Here is a 24651-nt window from a genome sequence, read left to right on the forward strand (position 1 = left end):
GGGGTCAGCGGTGTGCCGTCGCCCGGCCGAGGGACAGGCAGACCAGCGCGGCGAGGGCGGCAGCGGCCGTGCCTGCCACGACGAGCTGCACCAGCCGCGGCTGCCCCACTCCCAGCAGCAGGGCCAGGCTCTGCGCGACGGCCGCCGAGGCGCAGATCGCGGCGGCGGCCCGGACCGCCCCGAAGGACTGGAGCAGCAGCCCGGTCCACATCACGCCGCCGAGCAGCAGCAGCGTCGCGGCCCGGACCCCGGTCATGCCGGGCGCTCCGGGCCAGAACAGGGTTCCGACCAGGCCGAGGACGAGCAGCACCGCCAGGTACACGGCCATGCAGCGGGCCAGCGTGCCGAGCATCCGCAGCCGGAACTGCCGCGGCGAGCGGGCGGCCCGCAGCCCGGCGAGGCTCCCGCTGCGGAACCGGTGGAGCAGCCACTCGGCGGGCCCCATGCTGAGCGTGAGCGCCACCGCCGAAGGCGCGGCGACCGCCTCGGCCGGGCCGCCGGCGAGCACCTCCCCCAGGGCGGCGTACAGCACCAGCAGGCCGGTGCCGAGGCCGAAGACCCCGTACGGCACGGAGTCGCGCAGCCGCGGCCCGCGCGGCCCGTACTCCTCCTCGGCGCCGCGCAGCATCCGCCAGCGCACCGGCCCGCCCGGCAGACGGCCGTGTCCCCGGCCGCGGCCCCGCCCCGGGCGGTGCCGCGACCGGCCGCGGATCCGGCGCGCGGCGGCCCGTACGCCCGGGGCCAGCGGCAGTTCGCGGAGTGCCAGCGTGCAGGCGGCCAGCAGGGACACGACGAGCAGGCCGACCCGCAGGGGCACGGGCAGGTCGGTGAAGAGCGCGAGGACCGCCCCGGCGGCCATCGGCGCGAGCGCGGCGGCGAGCAGCCGCTCCCGGCCGAGGACCAGCAGGACGGTGGCGGCCCCGACGTACACGGCCTGCCCGGCGGCGAAGGCGTGGCTGAACGGCGGCCCGCCGGGGACGGTGAGCGCGGCGGCGATGCCGAGCAGGGCCCCGGTGGGGGCGCCGGCCAGCAGGGTCCGCCGGGCGGCGGCCCGGTCGCCCAGGCCCAGCCAGGAGTAGGCGCGGTGGGACAGGGTCTGGTCCCACACCCAGCCGATGAGGGCCCCGGCGAGCAGGGTGAGGGTCCCGGCGGGCAGTCCGAGCCGGTCCGGCCGGCCCTCGAGCAGGGGTGCGCCCAGGACGTAGGCGAGGCCGGGCAGGGCGAAGATCACCCCGCGGAGCAGGCAGGCGGCGAGGGACACCTTCCAGGGGTCGGGGTGGTCCTGCGGCTCGGGGAAGGCGCGCGGCACCCGGGCGTACAGCTGCTCGGCGAGGTCGAAGGAGTCCCGGCGGCCGTAGGCGAGCCGGATGTGCTCGTCGGTCATCCCGTCGGACTCGAGGATGGCGGCGATCTCGTCGGGGTGGACGGCGGCCGCGATGAACCCGTCGAGGCGTTCGGCGAGTTCGTCCATGGGGTCGGCCGCGGCCGCCCCGGCCCCGGCCGCGGCCGCGGTGCGGCGGGGGCGCGGGAGGGCGGGCAGGGTGTCGCCGCCGGGGACGCGCAGCCAGAGCGATCCGCTCACCACGGGCTCCCGTCGGCCGCGAGCTCCCGGTACCAGGGGTCGGCGGGCCGCCGGGTCCGGTCGCCGCCCTCGTGGACGGCCAGGACGGGTCGGCCGGCGTGCCTCTGATGGTCGAGGCCGCGGTAGATGTGCCGGAAGCCGTCCACGGACTGGTGGAGGGTGAACTTCTCGACGACCCGTCTGCGGGCGAGCCGGCCCAGCTCGGCGCGGCGTTCGTCGTCGCGGAGCAGGGCGAGGGCGGCGCGGGCCATGGTCTCGGGTTCGCGCGGCGGGACGACGAGGCCGGTGTCGCCGACGGCCTCGCGGACGCCGCCGACGTCGGTGGAGACGGTGGTCCGGCCGCAGGACATGGCCTCGATGATGCTGAAGGGGAAGCCCTCGCTGATGCTGGAGAGCATCACGACGCTGCCGGCGGCGTACGCCTTGGCGACCTCCGCGATCGGGCCCTCGAACGTGATCCCGTCTGCGACCCCGAGTTCGGCGGCGAGCTTCTCCAGGCGGAGCCTGTAGTCCTCGCAGCCGGCCGGGACCGGGCCGAACAGGCGCAGCCGCAGGGCGGGCAGCTCGGCGCGCATGAACGCGTAGGCGCGGATGAGGGTTTCGAGGTCCTTGATCGGGTCGATGCGGCCGCACCAGCTGAGGGTGGGCACCTCGGGTTCGGGGCCGGCCTCGGGGAAGGCGTACGGGTCGACGCCGTTGTAGACGGTGCGGATCCGGTCGGCGGCGGCCCCGCCGCGCTCCTCCCAGCGGCGGTTGTACCGGTTGCAGGGAGTGATCAGGTCGGCCTGCCGGTAGCCCTCGGTGTTGAGCTCGCGGTAGAAGCCGAGGACCAGGGCCTTGACGGGCCAGCGCTCGGCGGTCCTGCGGTAGCCGAGGTAGCGCTCGCGCAGGTAGATGCCGTGCTCGGTCAGCAGGAAGGGCACCCCGTCGAGGTACTTGGCGGCGAGGGCGGGCAGGGTGGCGAGGCCGCTGCTGACGGCGTGGGCGACGCTGTCGGGCGGAATCCGCACGGACAGCGGGCGCAGCGCGTGCTCCAGCAGGTCGGTGGCGGTGAGCGCGTCGTGGACGGTGGGCGCGGCGGCGGCCGTGGCCAGGCCCGGCCGGGTCCACACGGTCATCAGCAGGCGCAGGACCTTTTCGGAACGCAGGGCGGGGGCGAGCCGTCCGGAGCGGGCGAGGACGGCGAGTTCGCGCAGGGCCTCGGAGAACCCGCTGCGGCCGGGGGCGCCCGCGGCGCCGGCCGGGGCCGGGGTGCCCCCGGCGGTGGCCGGGGCCGGGGTGCCCCCGGCGGTGGCCGGGGGAGGGTCGAGGAGGGAGAGGAGGAAGGCCTCGTAGGTCTCGGTGAAGCGGCGGTACGCCTTGCCGCGCAGGGCCGGGCCGCGGCCGCGGCTGCGGCCGGGGGCGGGTCCCCACAGGGGGAAGGCGGTGTGCCGGTAGACGTTGCGCGGCAGCTCCCAGGTGACCGGCTCGCGACCGGTACCGGTCAGGGCCATGACGTTGAAGTCGACCTCCGGCATGCCGCGGACCAGCTGGTCGCACCAGGTGCTGACTCCCCCGTGGACGTGCGGATAGGTGCCTTCGGTGAGCATGGTGACGTGGCGCCCATATCTCATGCGGTGTTGTCCCCCCGGACTGTGTTTTTTGAGGCTCGGTGCGCCGCGCAGGGCCGGCCGGGCGGGGGGCCGGGCCCGCTCGGCCGGATGGGATTCGGGTGTGCTTCCGGTCAGCCGGGCAGCTTGAGCGTGACGGCTGATTGGAGGAGCTCGGGGCCGGTCCAGGCCGAGCGGTTCCCGGCGTAGGCGGTGCCGAAGTCGCACGTGCGCAGCAGGAGCTGCTTCCTGGTGCCGCCCGGCGCGGTGATCGGGGCGAGGACCCCGGAGGGGGCCTTCACGGTGACGGTGGTGCCGATCCGGTACGCGGTGACCCGGCCGGCGGCGAGCGCCTTGTCCCAGGCGGCGCGGCGGCCGAGTTCGGTGCCGATCTCCTTCATGCTCCGGTTCACGATCGGCGTGTTGGGCGCGTAGAGGGAGCGGTAGGTGTCGAGGACGCGGTCCAGTACGGGGTAGAGGGTGCGGTCCTCGGCGAGGTTGGACTGGTGGACGTAGTGCGGGCGCGGGTCGTTGGCCAGGACGTGCCGCAGGGCGGTGCGGGCCTCGGCGGGCACGATGTGCTCCACGTATCCGGTGGCGGTGTCGAGGGGGGCGGGCAGGCAGGTGGAGGTCGCCGGGTTGTCCTCGCAGATGCCGCTGCCGCCGTGGGCGCGGCTGGTGTAGATCCAGTTGTACTCGTCGGCCATCTCCGCGTTGGTGCCCGTGTTGTAGTACACGTTCATCGGGTGGCGGGGGACGGTCAGAGCGGATCCGACCGGACGCTGCGCCGGCTCGCGCGAGTTGTCGCTGCCGGCCCACCTGACCCCGTTGTCGGCGAGGGCGCCCGCGAGGTTGGGGTTGTCCTGGGGCTGCTGCGGGAGAGTCTTGAGGCCGGAGTGCTCGCCGGTGACGAGCTCGGTGCGGTCGAGGGTGATGCCCTTGGACGCGGCCCAGTCGACGTTGTCGCGGATCTGGGCGGAAATCTCGGCCCGGCTCATCCAGGTGACGGCGCCGCTCGCGTCCTTGGCGCAGGTCCACGGGACGGTGCCGGTGTCCTGGGTGCAGCCGAGGAACGGGTGGGTGTAGGTGTGGTTCAGCCAGCGGTACTCGGCCCGGTCCGCGACGAGCTGGGCGGTGAGGTCGTCGGTGCCGCCGTTCGCCGAGTTCTCGGCCTTCCACTCCTCGCCGGCGCCGCCGTTGAAGAGCATGTCGAGCGTGAAGTTCTTGCTCCGCTGCCACTGCGCCGCGTACCGGGCGTCGGCGGCGGTCATCCGGATGGTGCTCTCCCTGCCCTCGCCGCCCGCGCAGGCGTAGTCGCCGGGGGTGCAGTTGAGCTGCATGTTCCAGCGGGCATCCGGGGCGAAGACGTCGTCGACGTGGACGGCGAACCAGCTGCGGCTCTGGCCGAGGTGGACGCCCTGGGTGAGCCAGTCGACGATGCCGCGGGCGAGCAGCCGGAACTGCTGCTGGTACTGGTTGTAGCCGAAGGTGACGACCAGTTCGCTGCGGCCGTCGTGGGTGTACTCGCCCACCAGCGAGGCCCGCCCCGACCCGACGGGCGCGTCGACGTAGCTGGTGTAGCCCGCCCGGGGCCGGCCCATGAAGCCGTAGCTCTCGGGGATCAGGGCGGAGTTGTCCTCGAAGGCGACCTGGCCGCCGAGGTAGCCGAACGGTCCGGCCTTGCCGGCGTCGGTGACGGCCGCCTGGACGCCGTCGAGCCGGCCGCTGTAGCCGCCGTTGTCGGTGTACTCCAGGCCCACGCCCGGGTGCGCCCAGGTGTAGGCGTCGACCTGGCGGATCCCGTACGCGGTCTCGTACGCGGCCAGCGCCGCCATCTCGGCCGAGCCCTCCCCGAACGGGTTCTCGTTCGGCAGCACGACGCCCTGGTACTTCGCGCGCGGCCGGCCGGTCGCGCTGTCCGAGGGTTCGCTGAGGAACGCGGCGTCGATCACCGGGCGGCTGCTGCTGCCCAGCTGGACGCGGGTGAAGGGGACTCCGGTGTCGCGGAGCTCGGCGGTGATCGCCTCGACCGGGCTGCCGCCGTCGTCGACGACGAGCACCTTCAGGTCGATACGCGGTGTGACGGCCGCCGCCCGGGCGGATGCGCCGGGCAATGCCACGGATACCAGCGCTGCGGCGGCCATTGCGGCCGCAACCCTGTTCATCCGGTTTTTGTTGACCATTTCGGCCTTTCCCCCCGCAGGCACCACTCGATTTACGGCCCTTGGCGGCAGGTCCGGCCGAGGAGGCTCTGTGGAAATCATGCAAAGGAACCCCGCGTCCCCTTGCGAGAGTGGCTCGAGTCTCTCGGACCTCGTCAGGCCCAACGGGCAAACCTGGAACAGAGACCACAGATGGGTGAACCCGGGAGCGGCCGAGTCGAACAACGTGCCAAACCCTGGAATGGCGTACGGACGAGCCGCTGCGCGTAGGCTCATTTCTGGCAGCCGTCGGGCCCGAATACGATCGCTCCGGATGGCCGTCCCACCCACTCGGCCCACAACACAAACGGAAGCGAGACTTCACCACCGTGACTGCTCTGACTCTCAGCACTGCCGGCGCGGCGACGCTGCGCGCCGACGCCCTCGTGGTCGGCGTCGCGAAGGGCCCGAAGGGCCCCGTCGTGGCCCCCGGCGCCGAGGCCGTGGACAACGCGTACGACGGGAAACTCGCCGCCGTGCTCGACGCCATGGGCGCCTCCGGCGCCGAAGGCGAGACCACCAAGCTGCCGGCGCCGGACGGCCTCAAGGTCCCGGTCGTGCTGGCGGTCGGCCTCGGCCCGGTGCCGGGCGACGAGGAGTCCTACGACGAGGAGGCGCTGCGCCGCGCCGCCGGCGCCGCCGCCCGCGCACTGCACGGCAGCAAGAAGGCCGCGTTCGCGCTCCCCCTGGAGGACGCCTCCGCCGTCACCGCGGTCGCCGAGGGCGCACTGCTGGGCGCGTACGCCTTCACCGCCTACCAGGGCGGCGAGAAGAAGGGCGCCAAGAACGGCGGCCCGAAGCTCCCGCTCGCCGAGGTGGCCCTGCTCGGCGCCAAGCCGCGCGACAAGGAGCACAAGGCCGCGGCCGAGCGCGCCGTCGTCGTCGCGTCCGAGGTCAACACCGCCCGCGACCTGATCAACACCCCGCCGAACGACCTCACCCCCGCCTCCTTCGCCGCCATCGCCTCGACGACGGGCAAGGAGCACGGCCTCAAGGTCCAGGTCCTGGACGAGAAGGCCCTCGTCAAGGGCGGCTACGGCGGCATCATCGGCGTCGGCAGGGGCTCCGAGAACCCGCCGCGCCTGGTGAAGATCGCCTACACCCACCCGGACGCGGAGAAGCACCTCGCCTTCGTCGGCAAGGGCATCACCTACGACTCGGGCGGCATCTCCCTGAAGCCGGCCGGCCACAACGAGACGATGAAGTGCGACATGTCCGGCGCCGCCGCCGTGTTCGCCGCCGTCGTCGCCGTGGCCCGCCTCGGCCTGGCCGTCAACGTCACCGGCTGGCTCGCGCTCGCCGAGAACATGCCGTCCGGCTCCGCCACCCGCCCCGGCGACGTGCTGCGCATGTACAGCGGCAAGACCGTCGAGGTCCTCAACACCGACGCCGAGGGCCGCCTCGTCCTGGCCGACGCCCTGACCAAGGCCTCCGAGGACAACCCGGACGCGATCGTCGACGTCGCCACCCTGACCGGCGCGATGGTGCTGGCCCTGGGCCACCGCACCTTCGGCGTCATGGCCAACGACGACGCCTTCCGCACGTCGGTCCACGAGATCGCCGAGGAGGTCGGCGAGGCCTCCTGGCCGATGCCGCTCCCCGCCGACCTGCGCAAGGGCATGGACTCCCCCACCGCCGACATCGCCAACATGGGCGAGCGCATGGGCGGCGGCCTGGTGGCCGGCCTCTTCCTCCAGGAGTTCGTCGGCGAGGGCATCACCTGGGCGCACCTGGACATCGCGGGCCCGGCCTTCCACGAGGGCGCGCCGTACGGCTACACCCCCAAGGGCGGCACCGGCTCGGCCGTGCGCACCCTGGTGCGGCTGGCGGAGCGCACGGCCACCGGCGACCTGGGCTGAGGCACCGCCTGCGCAGCGCCGTATGACGCTTGACATGTGATGCACAACGCATCCCCGGCCCCTTGAGCGCGACTCGGCCAAGGGGCCGGGTGTTCACCCACAACGAAATCCGTAGGTTTCTACGCCTCGGTAACCCCTTCTTCCGGCAGAACGACCTGCCACAGTCCGGGCCCGGCGTCCCGCGTTCCCGCGACAAATGCGAAGATGGGTTCTCGGCAGGACAGGGCCCACCACAGGGCCGAAGAAACAAGCGGCCGAACACCAGCCGCCGCCCGGTCACAGAGGACCGGTACCCGGCGCACATGCATGGAGGACGTGACGTGGCGAACGACGCCAGCACCGTTTTCGACCTAGTGATCCTCGGCGGTGGCAGTGGCGGTTACGCCGCGGCTCTGCGCGCTTCCCAGCTGGGTCTGGACGTTGCCCTGATCGAGAAGAACAAGCTCGGCGGCACCTGCCTGCACAACGGCTGCATCCCCACCAAGGCTCTGCTGCACGCCGGCGAGATCGCGGACCAGGCGCGCGAGGCCGCGCAGTTCGGCGTGAAGACCTCCTTCGAGGGCATCGACATCGCCGGCGTGCACAAGTACAAGGACGACGTGATCGCCGGCCTGTACAAGGGTCTGCAGGGCCTGGTGGCCTCCCGCAAGGTGACCTACATCGAGGGTGAGGGCCGCCTGTCCTCCCCGACCTCCGTCGACGTGAACGGGCAGCGCATCCAGGGCCGCCACGTCCTGCTGGCGACCGGCTCCGTGCCGAAGTCCCTCCCGGGCCTGAACATCGACGGCAACCGGATCATCTCCTCCGACCACGCGCTGGTCCTGGACCGCGTCCCGCAGTCGGCGATCATCCTCGGCGGCGGCGTGATCGGCGTCGAGTTCGCCTCGGCGTGGAAGTCCTTCGGTACCGACGTCACCATCATCGAGGGCCTGAAGCACCTCGTCCCGGTCGAGGACGAGAACAGCTCCAAGATCCTGGAGCGCTCCTTCCGCAAGCGCGGCATCAAGTTCAACCTCGGCACCTTCTTCGACAAGGCCGAGTACACCGAGAACGGCGTCCGGGTCACCCTGGCCGACGGCAAGGCCTTCGAGGCCGAGGTGCTGCTGGTCGCCATCGGCCGCGGCCCGGTCTCCCAGGGCCTGGGCTACGAGGAGCAGGGCGTCGCGATGGACCGCGGCTACGTCCTGGTCGACGAGTACATGCAGACCAACGTGCCGACCATCTCGGCCGTCGGCGACCTCGTCCCGACCCTCCAGCTCGCGCACGTCGGCTTCGCCGAGGGCATGCTGGTGGCGGAGCGCCTGGCCGGCCTGAAGGTCGTCCCGATCGACTACGACGGCGTGCCGCGCGTGACCTACTGCCACCCCGAGGTCGCCTCCGTCGGCATCACCGAGGCCAAGGCCAAGGAGATCTACGGTGCGGACAAGGTCGTGGCCCTGAAGTACAACCTGGCGGGCAACGGCAAGAGCAAGATCCTGAAGACCGCGGGCGAGATCAAGCTCGTCCAGGTCAAGGACGGTGCCGTGGTCGGCGTCCACATGGTCGGTGACCGGATGGGCGAGCAGGTCGGCGAGGCCCAGCTGATCTACAACTGGGAGGCCCTGCCGGCCGAGGTCGCGCAGCTCATCCACGCGCACCCGACCCAGAACGAGGCGCTCGGCGAGGCCCACCTGGCCCTGGCCGGCAAGCCGCTGCACGCACACGACTGATCCAGTCACGGGCGCGACGACCACTACCGCACCATTCGTAAGGAGCAACTGAAACCATGGCGGTTTCCGTAACCCTTCCGGCGCTCGGCGAGAGCGTCACCGAGGGCACTGTCACCCGCTGGCTGAAGGCCGAGGGCGAGCACGTCGAGGCCGACGAGCCGCTGCTCGAGGTTTCGACCGACAAGGTCGACACCGAGATCCCCTCCCCCGCGTCCGGCATCCTGGCCTCCATCAAGGTCGCCGAGGACGAGACCGTCGAGGTCGGCGCCGAGCTGGCCGTCATCGACGACGGCTCCGGCGCGCCGGCCGCGGCTGCCGCTCCGGCCGCCCAGCCTGCCGCTGCCGAGGCCCCGGCCGCTCCGGCGCCCGTCGCGGAGGCCCCCGCCGCCGCTGCCCCGGCCCCGGCGGCCGGGGCCCCCGCCGCCGCTGCCCCGGCAGCGTCCGGCACCGACGTCGTGCTGCCCGCCCTGGGCGAGTCCGTCACCGAGGGCACCGTCACCCGCTGGCTGAAGGCCGTCGGCGAGACGGTCGAGGCCGACGAGCCGCTGCTCGAGGTCTCCACCGACAAGGTCGACACCGAGATCCCCGCGCCGGTCTCCGGCACGCTGCTCGAGATCCTGGTCGGCGAGGACGAGACCGCCGAGGTCGGCGCCCGTCTGGCCGTCATCGGCGTCGCGGGCGCTGCCCCGGCCGCCGCCCCGGCCCCGGCCGCCGCCCCGGCCCCGGCCGCCCCGGCTCCGGCTGCCGCCCCGGCTCCGGCCCCGGCCGCCGCTGCCCCGGCTCCGGCCGCCCCGGCCCCGGCTGCTCCGGCGCCCGCCCCGGTGGCTCCGGCCGCTCCGGTCGCGGCTCCGGCTCCGGTCGCCCCGGCCGCTCCCGTGGCCGCCCCGGCTCCGGTCGCCCCGGCTGCCCCGGCCGCTCCCGCCGCGCCGGCGGTCACCGGTGACGAGGGCGCGTACGTGACCCCGCTGGTGCGCAAGCTGGCCTCCGAGGCCGGCGTCGACCTGAACACGGTCACGGGCACCGGCGTCGGTGGCCGTATCCGCAAGCAGGACGTCCTGGCCGCCGCCGAGGCCGCCAAGGCCGCCGCCGCCCCGGCTCCGGCCCCCGCTGCCGCCGCCGCTCCGGCCGCTGCCGCCGCGGTGTCCGAGCTGCGCGGTCAGACGGTCAAGATGACCCGCATGCGCAAGGTCATCGGCGACAACATGATGAAGGCCCTGCACTCGCAGGCGCAGCTGTCGTCCGTGGTCGAGGTGGACGTCACCAAGATCATGAAGCTGCGCGAGAAGGCCAAGGCCGGCTTCCTCGCCCGCGAGGGCGTGAAGCTGTCCCCGATGCCGTTCTTCGTCAAGGCCGCCGCCCAGGCGCTGAAGGCCCACGCGGTCGTCAACGCCCGGATCAACGACGACGAGGGCACCATCACCTACTTCGACTCGGAGAACATCGGCATCGCCGTGGACTCCGAGAAGGGCCTGATGACCCCGGTCATCAAGGGTGCCGGTGACCTCAACCTGGCCGGTATCGCCAAGGCGACCGCCGAGCTGGCCGGCAAGGTCCGCAGCAACAAGATCACCCCGGACGAGCTGTCCGGCGCGACCTTCACGATCAGCAACACCGGCTCGCGCGGTGCGCTGTTCGACACGGTCATCGTGCCGCCGAACCAGGTCGCGATCCTGGGCATCGGTGCCACGGTGAAGCGCCCGGTGGTCATGGAGACCCCCGAGGGCACCGTCATCGGCGCCCGCGACATGACGTACCTGACCCTGTCCTACGACCACCGCCTGGTGGACGGCGCGGACGCGGCCCGGTACCTCACGGCCGTCAAGGCGATCCTGGAGGCCGGCGAGTTCGAGGTCGAGCTCGGCCTGTAAGGCTCCCGCTGCCCGTCGGCAGTCACCGTACGGCGCCCCTGTCCGGAGAACACTCCGGGCGGGGGCGCCGTCGTCTCGCCCTGCCGGTCGGATGGTCCGCGGACCCCCGCCAAGCCGCGCGCCGGCGTTCCCACACGGCTGCGGCACGTGGGCGAGCTGCGGCTGTAACCAGCCTCACCCCGGCGTCCCCGACCGCGAACTCTCCCCGCGGGCCTACTGCGCCGTATTGTCTACGCATCAGACTGCGCACGATCAGACTCCGCCCGCCGCTCCAGGAGATGAAGCCCCGATGATCACCCCACCCGTCGTGCACTCGCTGCGCGAGCAGATCCGCGAGCACATCGTGGAGGGGATCGTCAGCGGGCGCTGGAAGCCCGGCGAGCGGATCGTCGAGCGGCGGATCGCCGTCGAGCTGGAGGTCAGCCAGACGCCGGTGCGCGAGGCGCTGCGCGAGCTGGAGACGCTGCGGCTGATCGAGTCGGCGCCGAACAAGGGCGTCCGCGTGCGGAACCTGACGGCGGCGGACCTGGAGGAGATCTACCCGGTTCGGGCCGGCCTGGAGCAGATCGCGGCCGAGCTGGCCGCGCAGAAGCTGGCGGCGGACTGTTCGGCGCTGGAGCCGCACGTCGCGGCGCTGTGGGAGGCCGACCGGACCTCGGACGGCACGGCGCAGGTGCGGCACACCGTCGGGTTCCACCGGGAGATGGTGCGGGCGGCGGGGAACAGCGTGCTGCTGCACACCTGGGAGAGCCTGGGCATCGAGGTGTTCACCGCGCTGTCGATCCGCTGGCTGGGGACGGTGCAGAAGTCGTACGCGGAGGAGCACGCGGCGCTCGTCGAGGCCTTCCGCAACCAGGATCCGGAGATCGGGGTGCTGGTGAAGCGGCATGTTCTGGGGTGTGCGCCCCGGGCCTGAGCCCCGACGGCCGCCCGCCTTGTCACGATTTGCCCGGCACTGGGTGTCTGTTTTGCTGGCACCCCGTGCCGACTTTTCGTTGATGTCCCTTAACTTCACCGCAATCATTTGATCGATCATCGATCAGGGATTTACAGTCTTTGCGGACCCCAACCGGGTCCGCCCACCCTGTCCTGCCCGTCAGGGATTCTTCTTTCACCACCTCTCCTTGTCCGGAAGGCGGCGCACACCGATGTCCGACCCCGTAGGAAAGCTTCCGAGCGAGCTCGACCAGCTCCCGGACCGCGACACCGAGGAGACCGCCGAATGGGCGGCCTCGCTCGACGCCGTCGCCAAGGCCGCCGGTACGCGCCGCGCCGAATACCTGCTCCGCCGCACCCTCCAGCACGCCGAGGCCGCCGGCCTGGCCCTGCCGAAGCTGCTGGAGACGGACTACGTCAACACCATCCCCACCTCCGCCGAGCCGGCCTTCCCCGGTGACGAGGAGATGGAGGCCCGCATCACCGCGTGGAACCGCTGGAACGCGGCCGCCATGGTGACCCGCGGCTCCAAGTACGGCGTCGGCGGCCACATCGCCACCTTCGCCTCCGCGGCCTGGCTCTACGAGACCGGCTTCCAGCACTTCTTCCGCGGCAAGGAGGCCGACGGCTCGGGCGACCAGCTCTACGTCCAGGGCCACGCCGCCCCCGGCATCTACGCCCGCGCCTTCCTCGACGGGCGCATCTCCGAGCAGCAGCTCGACAACTTCCGCCAGGAGTCCGGCGGCAACGGCCTGCCCTCCTACCCGCACCCGCGGCGCCTGCCCTGGCTGTGGGAGTTCCCCACCGTCTCCATGGGCCTCGGCCCGCTCTCCGCGATCTACCAGGCGCGTTTCAACCGCTACCTGGAGAACCGCAAGATCAAGGACACCTCCGGCTCGCACGTCTGGGCCTTCCTCGGCGACGGCGAGATGGACGAGCCCGAGTCGACGGCGGCCCTGGCCCTCGCGGCCCGCGAGCGCCTCGACAACCTGACCTTCGTCGTCAACTGCAACCTGCAGCGCCTCGACGGCCCGGTCCGCGCGAACTTCCGCATCGTCCAGGAGCTGGAGGCCCAGTTCCGCGGCGCCGGCTGGAACGTCGTGAAGACCCTCTGGGGCTCCGCCTGGGACGAGCTGTTCCGGCTCGACACCACGGGCGCCCTGGTCCGCCGCCTCCGCGAAACCCCGGACGCGCAGTTCCAGACGTACGCCACCCGTGACGCGGCCTACATCCGCGAGCACTTCTTCGGCGGCGACCCGGCCCTGGTGGCCCTCGGCGGCCTGCTGTCCGACGCGAAGATCGCCGAGTGCTTCCACAGCTCGCGCGGCGGCCACGAGCCCCGCAAGGTCTACGCCGCGTACAAGGCCGCCCTGGAGCACAAGGGCGCGCCGACGGTCATCCTGGCGCAGACCGTCAAGGGCTACACCCTGGGTGCCGGGTTCGAGTCGAAGAACGCGAACCACCAGATGAAGAAGCTGACGATCGACGAGTTCAAGGGCATGCGCGACCTGCTCGGACTCCCGATCCCGGACAGCGCCTTCGAGGACGGCGTGGTTCCGTACGGCCACCCGGGCGCCGACTCTGCCGAGGTCCGCTACCTGCACGAGCGCCGCGCGGCCCTCGGCGGCCCGGCCCCGGCCCGCAAGGTCCACCACGTGGCCCTGCCGCAGCCCGCCGACAAGTCCTACGCCCCGCTGCTCAAGGGCTCCGGCAAGCAGGAGATGGCCACCACCATGGCCTTCGTCCGCCTGGTCAAGGACCTCATGCGGGACAAGGAGACCGGCCGCCGCTGGGTGCCGATCGTCCCCGACGAGGCCCGTACCTTCGGCATGGAGTCCCTCTTCCCGTCGGCCGGCATCTACTCGCCGCTGGGCCAGACGTACGAGCCGGTCGACCGCGACCAGCTGATGTACTACAAGGAGGCCAAGGACGGCCAGATCCTCAACGAGGGGATCACCGAGGCCGGCGCCATGGCCGACTTCATCGCCGCCGCCACGTCGTACGCGACGCACGGCGAGACGATGATCCCCTTCTACATCTTCTACTCGATGTTCGGCTGGCAGCGCACCGGCGACCAGATGTGGCAGCTCGCCGACCAGCTCGGCAAGGGCTTCATCGTGGGCGCCACGGCCGGCCGCACCACCCTGACCGGTGAGGGCCTCCAGCACGCCGACGGCCACTCGCACCTGATCGCGGCCACCAACCCGGCCTCGCTCAACTACGACCCGGCCTTCGCGTACGAGATCGCGGTGATCGTCAAGGACGGTCTGAAGCGCATGTACGGGGAGCCCACCCCCGGTGTGGACTCGAACGTCTTCTACTACCTGACGGTCTACAACGAGCCGAAGCCGCAGCCGGCCATGCCCGAGGGTGTCGAGGACGGCATCGTCAAGGGGCTGTACCGGTTCAACACCTCGGCCGACCTGGGCGAGGCCGCCCCGGCCGCGGACGCCCCGAAGATCCAGCTGATGGCCTCGGGTACGGCGATCCACTGGATCCTGGAGGCCCAGAAGCTGCTGGCCGCCGAGTGGAACGTGGCCGCCGACGTGTGGTCCGCCACCTCCTGGGGCGAGCTGCGCCGCGACGCGCTGGAGTGCGACGAGGCCCTGCTGCGCGGCGAGGAGCGCATCCCGTACGTCACCCGCGTACTCGACGGCGCCCCGGGCCCGGTGCTCGCGGTCTCCGACTGGATGCGCCAGGTCCCGGACCAGATCAGCCAGTGGGTCCCGCAGGACTACACCTCGCTGGGCACGGACGGCTTCGGCCTCTCCGACACCCGCGCGGGCGCCCGCCGCCACTTCGGCGTCGACGCGCAGTCCATCGTGGTCGCGGCCCTGGCCCAGCTCGCCCGCCGCGGCGAGGTGCCGGCGTCCTCCGTCAAGGAGGCCCGGGAGCGCTACGGGCTCTGAGCGGTGCCGTGATACGCCTGAGGCGGTCCGCCCTTGACGGGGCGGGCCGCCTCGGGCGTTCCTGTGCGTCCCCGCACGCCCAACCGGCGGAATCGCGCGGTGGCGGCGGGCATCGGCACCCACGATGCTGGATCCCGTGGTGACTCCGCTCCCCTGCCCGGAGGAAGGGGGCTTCCCACCCGAGGGCCGGGGTCCAGCCCGAACCGGCCCCGTACGGGGCGCGAAGAAGTGCCACGAGGAAGTACCACAGGCCTAGGAGACCGATGGACGAGACGGAGTTCTGGGAGATCGTGGACAGCACCCGGGAGGCCGCCGAGGGCGACCCCGAGGAACACGCCGACCTGCTCGTGGAGCGGCTGGCGCAGCTCGATCCGGACTCCGTCCTGGATTTCGCCCGGCACTTCGAGTCCCGGTACAACCGGGCGTACAGCTGGGACCTGTGGGGGGCTGCCTGGGTGCTGCTGGACGGGGCGAGCGACGACGCGTTCGACTACTTCCGGTGCTGGCTGATCGGCCAGGGGCGGGAGGTCTTCGAGGGCGCGGTCCACGACCCCGACCAGCTGGCGGAGCTCCTCGGCGAGTTCGACGAGGAGCTCGACGGGGACGGCGAGGAGCTCGGGTACGCGGCGGACGAGGCGTACGAGCAGCTGACCGGCACGGTCGCGCCGGACCTCGGGATTCCGCTCCAGCCGGCGGAGCCGGAGGGCACCCCGCTGGACTTCGAGAACGAAGCCGTCCTCGCGGAGCGCTTCCCCCGGCTGTGGGAGCGCTTCAGGTCCTGATGCGCCGGCGGGGGCGCATCTGTGGTGGGGCGCGTCAGTAGTGGGTGCCGCCGTCGATGCGGATCTCGGTACCCGTGATGAAGGCGCCGTCCTCCGAGGCCAGCATGGCGACGACGCCGGCGACGGTCTCCGGGCCGGCGAAGCCCTGGCCGATGGCCGGGGCGAGCTTCGCGAACAGGCTCCAGTCGGTGTCCTCGGGCAGGCCGGGGCCGGCGCCGGTCGTCATGCCGCTCTCGATGGAGCCGGGGGCGACGGAGACGAAGCGGAGGCCCTGCTTGCTGTACTCGGCGGCCAGGGCGTGCGTCATGGACTGGATGCCGCCCTTGCTGGCCGCGTACGCGGCCATGTAGGGGTGGGCGAACGAGGCCGAGGTGGAGCTGAAGTTCACGACGACCGGCTTGTCGCCCTCGAACAGGGCCGGCAGGGATGCGCGGATCATCAGGAAGGTCCCGGTGAGGTTGACCGTGATGACCTGGTTCCACAGGTCGAGGCTGGTCTGGTGGGTGTGCGCGGAGCGCAGGATGCCCGCCGCGTTGACCAGCACGTCGATCCCGCCGAGGAGCCCGACGGCGGCGGTGACCCCGGCCTGGACGGAGGCCTCGTCGGCTATGTCGAGGAGGGCGGTGGTGAGCCGCTCCCCGTGTCCGGCGGCGCGGGCCTGGTCGGCGGTCTCCTTGAGGCCGGCCTCGCTGACGTCCACGGTGTGGACGCGGCCGCCCTCGGCGAGGATGCGGTGGACGGTGGCGCGGCCGATGCCGGAGCCGCCGCCGGTGATGAGGACTCGGCGTCCTTCGAAACGGTTCATGGGGCGAGCGTACCGCCGTGATTGCACGTTTTGCCAGAGCGTCAAAGAACGCATCCGGAGCGGATCGGAGGGGTAGGCTTCAGGCGTGAGATCCCCTCGTCCGTACTCCCCCCAGACCGGCCCCGGAGCGCAGTCGCTGACCGAACGCCGCAAGGCCGCCACCCAGCTCGACATCGCCCGCGCCGCCTGCGCCCTGTTCGCCGCGCACGGCCCCGACGGCACCACCGCCGAGGACATCGCGCACCGCGCCGGTGTCGCCCTGCGCACGTTCTACCGCTACTTCCGCAACAAGCAGGAGGCCGTGGGCCCGCTGCTCGCGACCGGCGGTGAGCGGTGGCGCAGCCTGCTCGCGGAGGAGGCCCCCGGCACCCCCCTCGGGGAGGCGCTGGAGCGCGCGATCGGCCGCTCCCTCACCGACCCCCAGACGGTCGAGGAGGGCCTGGAGGTGACCCGCGGACTGCTCCGCGCCGCGGCGGCCGATCCGGCGCTGCGGGCCGTCTGGTACCGCGTGAACCAGGAGTCCGAGGAGCAGCTGGTCCCGGTGATCGGCCGCCTGGCCGGCGAGGGAGCAGACCCGCTCGGCGTCCGTCTGCTCGCCGCGGCCGCCACGGACGCGATCCGCATCGCCCTGGAGCTGTGGGCCACGACGGACGCCCCGCGCACGGGTGGCCCGGCCTCCCCCGCCGAGCTGGCGGTCCGCTGCCTGCGCGAGCTGACCGGGTCGATGCCGCTGCTCACGCGGGCGGGCGAGGCCGGCGGCGGAGTCGGCGAAGTCGACGGAGTCGGCGGAGTCAGAGGAAGCGGCAGCCGGCCTTCGGCTTGAGCTGCTCGGCGAAGTACCCGGCCGCGTCCGGCCGCATCCGGGCCAGGGCCAGGGCCAGGGCCAGGGCCACCATCGCGGACACGATGACGTCGGCCGCCTCGGCACTGATCATCCATGCCCCGAACCCAGCGGGTGCCGCTCCGTCCGCGGAACAAGATCAAAAAAAGAGGGCCGCCCCCGCGCCGGAACGGCAGCGGGGGCGGCTCTTCATCGCCTGCGGCTTAGATGTCGAAGTACAGCTCGAACTCGTGCGGGTGCGGGCGCTGGGCGATCGGGGCGATCTCGTGGGTGCGCTTGTAGTCGATCCACGTCTCGATCAGGTCGGAGGTGAAGACACCGCCGGCGAGGAGGTACTCGTGGTCGTCCTCCAGGGCCTTGAGGACGTTCTCCAGGCTGGACGGGACCTGCGGGACGCTCGCGTGCTCGTCGGGGGCGAGCTCGTAGAGGTCCTTGTCGATCGGCTCCATCGGCTCGATCTTGTTCTTGACACCGTCGAGGCCCGCGAGCAGCAGCGCCGAGAAGGCGAGGTACGGGTTGGAGGACGGGTCCGGGGCGCGGAACTCGACGCGCTTGGCCTTCGGGTTCGAGCCCGTGATCGGGATGCGCATGGCGGCGGAGCGGTTGCGCTGCGAGTACACCAGGTTGACCGGCGCCTCGAAGCCCGGCACCAGGCGGTGGTACGAGTTCACCGTGGGGTTGGTGAAGGCGAGCAGCGACGGGGCGTGCTTGAGGATGCCGCCGATGTAGTAGCGGGCGGTGTCCGACAGGCCCGCGTAGCCGGCCTCGTCGTAGAAGAGCGGCTCGCCGCCCTGCCACAGCGACTGGTGGACGTGCATGCCCGAGCCGTTGTCGCCGAAGATCGGCTTCGGCATGAAGGTCGCGGTCTTGCCGTTGCGCCAGGCGACGTTCTTCACGATGTACTTGAAGAGCATCAGGTCGTCGGCCGCGGCGAGCAGTGTGTTGAACTTGTAGTTGATCTCGGCCTGGCCGCCGGTGCCGACCTCGTGGTGCTGGCGCTCGACCTGGAGGCCCTGGGCGTCCAGCTCGAGGGAAATCTCGGCGCGCAGGTCGGCGAAGTGGTCGACCGGGGCGACCGGGAAGTAGCCGCCCTTGTAGCGGACCTTGTAACCGCGGTTGTTCTCCTCCGAACCGGTGTTCCAGGCGCCGGCCTCGGAGTCGATGTGGTAGAAGCCCTCGTTCGCGGTGGTCGCGAAGCGCACGCTGTCGAAGATGTAGAACTCGGCCTCGGGGCCGAAGAACGCGGTGTCGGCGATGCCGGTGGAGGCGAGGTACGCCTCGGCCTTCTTCGCGATGTTGCGCGGGTCGCGGCTGTAGGCCTCGCCCGTGATCGGGTCGTGGATGAAGAAGTTGACGTTCAGCGTCTTGTCGCGGCGGAACGGGTCCAGGCGGGCGGTGCTGATGTCGGCACGCAGCGCCATGTCGGACTCGTGGATCGCCTGGAAGCCGCGGATCGAGGAGCCGTCGAAGGCGAGCTCCTCGGCCGGGTCGAACGCCTTCGCCGGGATGGTGAAGTGCTGCATCACACCGGGGAGGTCGCAGAACCGGACGTCGACGAACTTGACGTCGTTGTCCGCGATGTACTTCTTGATCTCGTCGGCGTTCTGGAACATCCAACTCCTCCTACTCCCGACCCGGGGCAGGGGCGGGCTGTATAGCTCGTGGTGCGTCAGTGCGGTGCCGCACGCTGTCCCGACCATAGGCAGACGGGATTTCCCAAGCATGACCCATTTGTTTCGCACAAGTTAACCAGGGTCCGGCCGGAGGGGCGCGGAGCGCCACAGGTACCGTGGTCGGGTGGACAACAGGCAAGCAATGGGATCGTGGCTCTCCGGCCCCCGCTCGGCGGCCGAGGACATGGGCGTCGACTTCGGCTACCCGGGCCAGCGGCTCGGCCTGCCCCAGCAGGGCTCCGGCTCCGCGGCGCGCTTCGGGCGCCGGTTCGGCGGTGTGGCCCTCGACTGGATCGCCTGCCAGGTGATCGCATACGGGCTGATCACCGGCGGCAACGCGACCGCGACGGGCAACTGGACGCTGCTGCTCTTCGTGGCGTTGAGCATCCTGACCATCGGCACCGTGGGCTTCACACCCGGGAAGCGGCTCGTGGGCCTGCGCGTGGTCGCGGAGGACGGCGGCCGGCTGGGCTTCGGCCGGGTGGTGCTGCGCACGCTGCTGCTCGCCCTGGTCATCCCGGCGCTGGTCTGGGACCGGGACGGCCGCGGCCTGCACGACCGGGCGGCCCGCGCCGTCCAGGTCCGCATCTGAGGGCGGACGCAGCAGACGCAGACGCAGGAACAGGGGCGCCCCCGCAGCCGTCCGGCTCGGGGGCGCCCCTGTTCTCGTATACGAAAAGCGGCTCAGCGCATCAGCGCATCTTCCCGCCGCGCGGCGGGCGAGCGGAACCACCACGCCCAGGAATCGGTCCCTTCGGCAGCGGCATGTTGCTCATGAGGTCGCCCATGGCGCGCAGCTTGTCGTTGGCCTGGGTGACCTGCGGGCCGGACAGCGCGCGCGGCAGCTTGAGCATGGTGGTGCGCAGCTTCTTCAGCGGGACCTGGCCCTCGCCGTTGCCCACGATGAAGTCGTGCACCGGGACGTCCGGCATGATGCGGGCGAGCTTGCGCTTCTCGGCGGCCAGCAGCGGCTTGACCCGGTTGGCGTTGCCCTCGGCGATCAGGACGACGCCCGCCTTGCCCACGGCCCGGTGGACGAGGTCCTGGCTGCGGTTCATCGCGACGGCGGGGGTGGTCGTCCAGCCTCGGCCCACGTTGTCCAGCACCGCCGCGGCCGCGCCCGGCTGGCCTTCCATCTGCCCGAAGGCGGCCCGCTCGGCCCGGCGGCCGAAGACGATCGCCGTCGCCAGGAACGCCACCAGGAAGCCCAGGATGCCGAGGTAGACCGGGTGGTCGATCAGGAAGCCGATCCCGAGGAAGACACCGAAGGTGATGATTCCCACGGCCGCAAGGATCAGACCGACCTTGGGGTCGGCCTTGCTCGTCATTTTGTACGTGAGGGCGATCTGCTTCAGTCGCCCGGGTGTCGCAGCAGTCTCTGCGTTTGCCTTCCTCGCCATACAGCGAAGTTTACGTGGCCTGCGGGGCCCGGGTCGCCGCGGCCTCGAGTACGTGCTCGGTTTCGACGCGGTCCTTCGCGCGGCGGCGGTCCTCCAGGACCGCGGTCCAGGCATTGCGGCGGGCGCCGCTCATGAGCAGCGATTCGAGGCCCCGGAAGGCCTCTGCGAACGACGGAATGGCGATGGCGCGTACGGGCGCGGCCTGCATGGTCTCGTTCCCTTTCACGGTGCTCACGTCGGTCCGGAGGGCGCACGGCGGGGTGGCGCAGGTGTGGCGACGGTGTGCGCGGTGCGTTGGCCTATGGTCACTGATTGGTGTTACCAGGGCATGACCGGTCGGTCAAACGGTGATGAAACATTTACGCGGCCCGTCGGATCTCTTCCCTCGAAGAGCCTACGGGCCGCGTCCATGCGGTATTACTCGCCGGTAAACTTTGTGCGTGGCGTCACAGGGTGCTACGCCACGGCTCCGCTGCGCTTGTCCGTCTTTCGGTCGAGCTCCGCGTCGCCACCGCTCCGGCCGAGTGCCCGCCCTCGTACCTCGGGCGGACCCTCGACCTACGCTACGGCTCCGCTGCGCTTCTCCATCGCCTGCTGGAAGAGGCGACCGGCCCGGTACGAGGACCGGACCAGCGGGCCCGACATCACACCGGAGAAGCCGATCTCCTCGGCCTCCTTCGCCAGCTCCACGAACTCGGCCGGCTTCACCCAGCGCTCGACGGGGTGGTGCCGCGGCGACGGGCGCAGGTACTGGGTGATGGTGATGAGCTCGCAGCCCGCCTCGTGCAGGTCGCGCAGGGCCTGCGTGACCTCCTCGCGCTCCTCGCCCATGCCGAGGATCAGGTTCGACTTGGTGACCAGGCCGTACTCGCGGGCCTTGGTGATCACCTCGAGGGAGCGCTCGTAGCGGAAGCCCGGGCGGATCCGGCGGAAGATCCGCGGAACCGTCTCGACGTTGTGCGCGAAGACCTCGGGGCGGGAGGCGAAGACCTCCTCCAGCAGCTCCGGGACCGCGTTGAAGTCGGGGGCCAGCAGCTCGACCTTGGTGTGGCCGCCCTCGCGGCCCGCCGTCTGCTCGTGGATCTGGCGCACGGTCTCCGCGTACAGCCAGGCGCCGCCGTCCTCCAGGTCGTCGCGGGCGACGCCGGTGATGGTGGCGTAGTTCAGGTCCATGGTGACGACGGACTCGCCGACGCGGCGGGGCTCGTCCCGGTCCAGGGCCTGGGGCTTGCCGGTGTCGATCTGGCAGAAGTCACAGCGCCGGGTGCACTGGTCGCCGCCGATGAGGAAGGTGGCCTCGCGGTCCTCCCAGCATTCGTAGATGTTCGGACAACCGGCTTCCTGGCACACCGTGTGCAGGCCCTCGCCCTTCACGAGGTTCTGCATCTTCGTGTACTCGGGACCCATCTTCGCCCGGGTCTTGATCCACTCGGGCTTGCGCTCGATGGGGGTCTGGCTGTTGCGGACCTCCAGGCGCAGCATCTTGCGTCCGTCGGGTGCGACTGCGGACACGACCGGCTCCCTGTGACTGTGATTCCTCGGCGCCCACCAGGGTACGCCCGTAAATTCGTACGCTCTTACGTCGGCCAACCTGGGGGCGGCCGGACGCATTCCCCGGCGGCTACGCCCCCGGGGCGGTCTCGATCTCGCGCGGCCGCAGCTCGGCGTTCTCCAGCACGTCCCTCAGGTGCTTCACGGCCACCGGCAGCACCTCGGCGATGGTGACCTCGCGGCCCAGTTCGTACGAGAGGGACGTCACACCGGCGTCGCGGATGCCGCAGGGCACGATCCGGTCGAACCAGGTGTTGTCGGGGTTCACGTTGAACGAGAAGCCGTGCATGGTGACGCCCTTGGCGACGCGGATCCCGATGGCCGCCAGCTTGCGGTCCTCGCGCCGCTGGCCGGCGTTGGACGGGGCGTACTCGGGGCCGTTCAGGCGGGCGTCGAACTCCTCGTCGTGCAGACGCGGGTCGAGGTCCAGGGACAGGCCGCCGATCTTCGGGCGCTGCTCCACCGGGTCGCCCAGCACCCACACGCCGGAGCGGCCCTCCACCCGGGTGGTCTCCAGGCCGAAGTCGGCGGCGGTGCGGATCAGCGCCTCCTCCAGCCGGCGCACGTGCGCGACGACGTCCACCGGCCGCGGCAGCTTCATGATCGGGTAGCCGACCAGCTGCCCCGGCCCGTGCCAGGTGATCTTGCCGCCGCGGTCCACGTCGACGACGGGCGTGCCGTCGAGGGGGCGCTCGCTGTCGGCGGTGCGCCGCCCGGCCGTGTACACGGGCCGGTGCTCCAGCAGCAGGCAGGTGTCGCCCATCTCGTCCGCGAAGCGGGCGGCGTGGACCCGGCGCTGCTCTTCCCAGGCCTCGGTGTACTCGACGTAGTCGTCCGGTCCGAAGCCCAGATGGACAAACCCAAGCTCAGCCACCGCAGCGCCTCCTCGTTGAACCTGCTGTGTGCACGTATCGCACCAGCCAAGAGTACGGCCGCCGGCCACGGCCGCTCGGGGGGCCTCAGCCGTCCACCTGCGCCTCCGGCCCCGGCCCCGGCTCCGGCCCCTGCCGCGGCTCCGGCTCCGGCTCCGGCTTCGGCCCCTGCCGCGGCTCCGGCCGCGGCGGCAGCCCGGGCAGCAGTGGGGGCCGCCTGCGCCCCTTGGGCGGCCGGTCCGGGTCCTCGTCCGCGCGCGGCAGCCGCCGGTGCCCCTCGGAGTGGTCGTTGACCCAGCCGCACACCCCGCACGCGTACCGCCCGTCGAGACCCGCGATGTACGTGCCGCACCGGCGGCACTCCGCCTCGGTGATCTCGGGTGCCCGGAGCGGCTGCGCGGTGGAGTCGGCGGGCGGCTCCGCCCGGGTCGGCCTGCGGGTCATGGGGCGCAGCGTACGCGGCGGGCGTCGACGCGGCCGTAAAGGGCCCCATCGATTCTGCACACGATCGGATGAATATGGGGCACAGAGGACGGCTCAAGGGAAGTTCGCCGCTACATTCACGCCGTTCAGAGGGCCGAAACCCCGGTCCGTCACGTCAGGAAACCGTGGAGCCGATGACGGAACGCCCCGCCCAGCACGTCCCCAACCGGCAGCTCGCAGCGCTGATCGCGGAAGCCGGGTTCTCCAACGCAGGTCTGGCCCGCCGCGTCGACCAGCTGGGCCTGGAACACGGCCTCGACCTGCGGTACGACAAGACCTCCGTCACCCGGTGGCTGCGCGGCCAGCAGCCCCGTGGAACCACCCCCGCCCTGATCGCCGAGGTGTTCACCCGGCGCCTGGGCCGGCGGCTCTCCGCCCAGGACCTCGGCCTGGACGCCTGCGCACCCGTCTACGCGGGCCTGGAGTTCGCGGCCACCCCGGAGGAGGCCGTCGACATCGCCAGCGGACTGTGGCGCAAGGACTCCGGCTCCCACGCCGAACTGCGGAAGATCGCCTTCACCCCGGCAGGGCTGGTCGTCCCCAGCCGGGACTGGCTGATCGGGCGGCCCGACGAACACGTGGGCCGCGGCGCGGACCCGGCCGCCGCCGCAGCAGCGGCCCGGGTCCCCGCGCAGGGCCGGGGCACGGTCCCCCGCCAGCGGCAGATCGACCGCGGGCCGGGCCAGCGCGTCACCGGCGGGGACATCGCCGCCCTGCGCTCGGTCAGCGAACTGTTCAAGACCCTCGACCAGACCTACGGCGGCGGGCACGCCCGCCAGGCCCTGGTGCGCTACCTGGAGCACGAGGCGGAGCCGATGCTGCGCGGCACCTACGGCGAGACCACCGGCCGCCGGCTGTTCGCGGCTGCCGCCGACCTGACCCGGCTCGCCGGCTGGACCTCGTACGACATCGCCGCGCACGGGCTCGCCCAGCGCTACTTCGTCCAGGCGCTGCGGCTGGCGCAGGCCGCCGCGGACCGGCCCTACGGGGCATACGTGCTGGTCACCATGAGCCGGCAGGCGGTCTACCTCGGCCACGGCCGGGAGGCGGTGCAGCTGGCCCGCGTCGCCCAGCAGGGTGTCGGCTCCGGCCCCCCGCCCCTGGTCCAGGCGCTGCTGCACTCGGCGGAGGCCCGCGGACACGCCGTCCTCGGCGAGGTCCGGGCCGCGACGGCCTCCCTGGTCCGGGCCGAGCGGGCGCTGGGCGCGGCCCGGCCGGGGGACGACGTGCCGCACTGGGCGCGGTTCTTCGACGAGGCCCATCTGGCCGACGAGTTCGGGCACTGCCACCGGGACCTCCAGCAGTACCGGGCCTCGGCCCAGCACGCGGAGCGCTCGCTCCAGCTGCGGGCTCCGGCGCTCGCCCGCTCGCGGCTGTTCTGCCGGGTGGTGCTGGCCACGGCCCGGCTGGGGCTGGGCGAACTGGACCAGGCGTGCGCCCTGGGCGCGGAGGCGGCGCAGCAGGCCATGGAGATGCGGTCGGTCCGGGCGGTGGAGTACGTACGGGACTTCGAGCGGCGGCTGGAGCCCTACCGGGACGCGTCGGCCGTACGCACCTACCGGGACCGGGTCGCGGCGCTGTCCTGAGCCGC

20 protein-coding genes are annotated in these 24651 nt (G+C 72.1%); 9 read left to right on the plus strand and 11 right to left on the minus strand.

Features of this window, described 5'->3' with window-relative positions; genetic code table 11:
• Positions 1-4 precede the first annotated feature (4 nt).
• From AC068A_RS22220 to AC068A_RS22230, 3 genes are all read right to left on the minus strand, one after another.
• Complete coding sequence (locus tag AC068A_RS22220) at positions 5-1582, minus strand: hypothetical protein (RefSeq protein ID WP_478587376.1); 1578 nt, start codon at positions 1580-1582, stop codon at positions 5-7.
• On the minus strand, positions 1579-3195 hold the full coding sequence (gene pelF / locus AC068A_RS22225) for a GT4 family glycosyltransferase PelF (RefSeq protein ID WP_478587377.1): 1617 nt from the start codon (positions 3193-3195) through the stop codon (positions 1579-1581). Before pelF ends, AC068A_RS22220 begins: the two co-directional genes overlap by 4 nt.
• A gap of 110 nt (positions 3196-3305) precedes the next feature.
• Entirely contained in the window at positions 3306-5315 is a 2010-nt protein-coding gene (locus tag AC068A_RS22230; RefSeq protein ID WP_478587379.1) for a hypothetical protein, read from the minus strand.
• 386 nt (positions 5316-5701) lie between these two features.
• On the opposite strand from AC068A_RS22230, the gene AC068A_RS22235 reads away from it, so the two are divergent.
• The 6 genes from AC068A_RS22235 (at position 5702) to AC068A_RS22260 (ending at position 15435) form a co-directional block, all read left to right on the plus strand.
• Positions 5702-7231: a leucyl aminopeptidase gene (locus tag AC068A_RS22235; RefSeq protein WP_478587381.1), complete on the plus strand. Its 1530-nt coding sequence runs from the start codon at positions 5702-5704 to the stop codon at positions 7229-7231.
• A 320-nt stretch (positions 7232-7551) separates the two neighbouring features.
• The gene (gene lpdA / locus AC068A_RS22240) at positions 7552-8940 is read left to right on the plus strand and encodes a dihydrolipoyl dehydrogenase (RefSeq protein ID WP_478587383.1); all 1389 of its coding nucleotides are present in this window, start codon (positions 7552-7554) and stop codon (positions 8938-8940) included.
• Positions 8941-8996: 56 nt separating this feature from the next.
• On the plus strand, positions 8997-10808 hold the full coding sequence (gene sucB, locus AC068A_RS22245; RefSeq protein WP_478587384.1) for a 2-oxoglutarate dehydrogenase, E2 component, dihydrolipoamide succinyltransferase: 1812 nt from the start codon (positions 8997-8999) through the stop codon (positions 10806-10808).
• 292 nt (positions 10809-11100) lie between these two features.
• Positions 11101-11724, plus strand: a complete 624-nt coding sequence (locus tag AC068A_RS22250) for a GntR family transcriptional regulator (RefSeq protein ID WP_478587457.1) — start codon at positions 11101-11103, stop codon at positions 11722-11724.
• Between the two features lie 232 nt (positions 11725-11956).
• A complete protein-coding gene (gene aceE / locus AC068A_RS22255; protein WP_478587385.1) occupies positions 11957-14653 on the plus strand; it encodes a pyruvate dehydrogenase (acetyl-transferring), homodimeric type in 2697 nt (898 codons plus the stop codon).
• 263 nt (positions 14654-14916) lie between these two features.
• The gene (locus AC068A_RS22260) at positions 14917-15435 is read left to right on the plus strand and encodes a DUF4240 domain-containing protein (RefSeq protein WP_478587387.1); all 519 of its coding nucleotides are present in this window, start codon (positions 14917-14919) and stop codon (positions 15433-15435) included.
• A gap of 34 nt (positions 15436-15469) precedes the next feature.
• Here the strand turns inward: AC068A_RS22260 and AC068A_RS22265 are convergent, their stop codons facing one another.
• Positions 15470-16240: an SDR family NAD(P)-dependent oxidoreductase gene (locus AC068A_RS22265; RefSeq protein WP_478587389.1), complete on the minus strand. Its 771-nt coding sequence runs from the start codon at positions 16238-16240 to the stop codon at positions 15470-15472.
• Positions 16241-16325: 85 nt separating this feature from the next.
• On the opposite strand from AC068A_RS22265, the gene AC068A_RS22270 reads away from it, so the two are divergent.
• Positions 16326-17063 carry a TetR/AcrR family transcriptional regulator gene (locus AC068A_RS22270; RefSeq protein WP_478587391.1) on the plus strand — a complete coding sequence of 246 codons (738 nt, stop codon included), beginning with the start codon at positions 16326-16328 and terminating at the stop codon, positions 17061-17063.
• On the opposite strand, the gene AC068A_RS22275 is transcribed toward AC068A_RS22270, so the two are convergent.
• Positions 17032-17175, minus strand: a complete 144-nt coding sequence (locus tag AC068A_RS22275; RefSeq protein ID WP_478587393.1) for a hypothetical protein — start codon at positions 17173-17175, stop codon at positions 17032-17034. The two genes, AC068A_RS22270 and AC068A_RS22275, sit on opposite strands and share 32 nt — an antisense overlap.
• A 109-nt stretch (positions 17176-17284) precedes the next feature.
• Positions 17285-18694, minus strand: coding sequence for a type I glutamate--ammonia ligase (glnA, locus tag AC068A_RS22280; protein WP_478587395.1), 1410 nt, complete (start codon positions 18692-18694; stop codon positions 17285-17287).
• A 184-nt stretch (positions 18695-18878) separates the two neighbouring features.
• Between glnA and AC068A_RS22285 the strand changes: the two genes are divergently transcribed.
• A complete protein-coding gene (locus AC068A_RS22285) occupies positions 18879-19346 on the plus strand; it encodes an RDD family protein (protein ID WP_478587397.1) in 468 nt (155 codons plus the stop codon).
• Between the two features lie 100 nt (positions 19347-19446).
• On the opposite strand, the gene AC068A_RS22290 is transcribed toward AC068A_RS22285, so the two are convergent.
• The 5 genes from AC068A_RS22290 to AC068A_RS22310 all read right to left on the minus strand — a co-directional run bounded on the left by AC068A_RS22290 (position 19447) and on the right by AC068A_RS22310 (position 23021).
• Positions 19447-20154: a DUF4191 domain-containing protein gene (locus tag AC068A_RS22290; protein ID WP_478587399.1), complete on the minus strand. Its 708-nt coding sequence runs from the start codon at positions 20152-20154 to the stop codon at positions 19447-19449.
• Between the two features lie 10 nt (positions 20155-20164).
• Positions 20165-20362, minus strand: a complete 198-nt coding sequence (locus AC068A_RS22295; RefSeq protein ID WP_361088598.1) for an SCO2195 family GlnR-regulated protein — start codon at positions 20360-20362, stop codon at positions 20165-20167.
• 350 nt (positions 20363-20712) lie between these two features.
• The gene (gene lipA, locus AC068A_RS22300) at positions 20713-21666 is read right to left on the minus strand and encodes a lipoyl synthase (RefSeq protein ID WP_478587401.1); all 954 of its coding nucleotides are present in this window, start codon (positions 21664-21666) and stop codon (positions 20713-20715) included.
• 109 nt (positions 21667-21775) lie between these two features.
• Positions 21776-22579, minus strand: a complete 804-nt coding sequence (gene lipB, locus AC068A_RS22305; RefSeq protein ID WP_478587403.1) for a lipoyl(octanoyl) transferase LipB — start codon at positions 22577-22579, stop codon at positions 21776-21778.
• 85 nt (positions 22580-22664) lie between these two features.
• On the minus strand, positions 22665-23021 hold the full coding sequence (locus tag AC068A_RS22310; protein ID WP_478587405.1) for a hypothetical protein: 357 nt from the start codon (positions 23019-23021) through the stop codon (positions 22665-22667).
• 173 nt (positions 23022-23194) lie between these two features.
• Here AC068A_RS22310 and AC068A_RS22315 point away from each other — a divergent pair, with 173 nt between their 5' ends.
• A complete protein-coding gene (locus AC068A_RS22315) occupies positions 23195-24646 on the plus strand; it encodes a regulator (RefSeq protein WP_478587407.1) in 1452 nt (483 codons plus the stop codon).
• The last annotated feature ends 5 nt before the right edge of the window (positions 24647-24651 follow it).

This window comes from Streptomyces sp. NPDC043854, assembly GCF_056436005.1.

Bases quoted from the DNA above. Each gene is read 5' to 3' on its own strand.
- AC068A_RS22295 (WP_361088598.1), bottom strand. From the start codon at position 20,362: ATGCAGGCCGCGCCCGTACGCGCCATCGCCATTCCGTCGTTCGCAGAG.
- AC068A_RS22290 (WP_478587399.1), bottom strand. From the start codon at position 20,154: ATGGCGAGGAAGGCAAACGCAGAGACTGCTGCGACACCCGGGCGACTG.
- AC068A_RS22275 (WP_478587393.1), bottom strand. From the start codon at position 17,175: ATGATCAGTGCCGAGGCGGCCGACGTCATCGTGTCCGCGATGGTGGCC.
- aceE (WP_478587385.1), top strand. From the start codon at position 11,957: ATGTCCGACCCCGTAGGAAAGCTTCCGAGCGAGCTCGACCAGCTCCCG.
- AC068A_RS22315 (WP_478587407.1), top strand. From the start codon at position 23,195: ATGACGGAACGCCCCGCCCAGCACGTCCCCAACCGGCAGCTCGCAGCG.
- sucB (WP_478587384.1), top strand. From the start codon at position 8,997: ATGGCGGTTTCCGTAACCCTTCCGGCGCTCGGCGAGAGCGTCACCGAG.
- AC068A_RS22265 (WP_478587389.1), bottom strand. From the start codon at position 16,240: ATGAACCGTTTCGAAGGACGCCGAGTCCTCATCACCGGCGGCGGCTCC.
- pelF (WP_478587377.1), bottom strand. From the start codon at position 3,195: ATGAGATATGGGCGCCACGTCACCATGCTCACCGAAGGCACCTATCCG.
- AC068A_RS22230 (WP_478587379.1), bottom strand. From the start codon at position 5,315: ATGGCCGCCGCAGCGCTGGTATCCGTGGCATTGCCCGGCGCATCCGCC.
- glnA (WP_478587395.1), bottom strand. From the start codon at position 18,694: ATGTTCCAGAACGCCGACGAGATCAAGAAGTACATCGCGGACAACGAC.
- AC068A_RS22310 (WP_478587405.1), bottom strand. From the start codon at position 23,021: ATGACCCGCAGGCCGACCCGGGCGGAGCCGCCCGCCGACTCCACCGCG.
- AC068A_RS22260 (WP_478587387.1), top strand. From the start codon at position 14,917: ATGGACGAGACGGAGTTCTGGGAGATCGTGGACAGCACCCGGGAGGCC.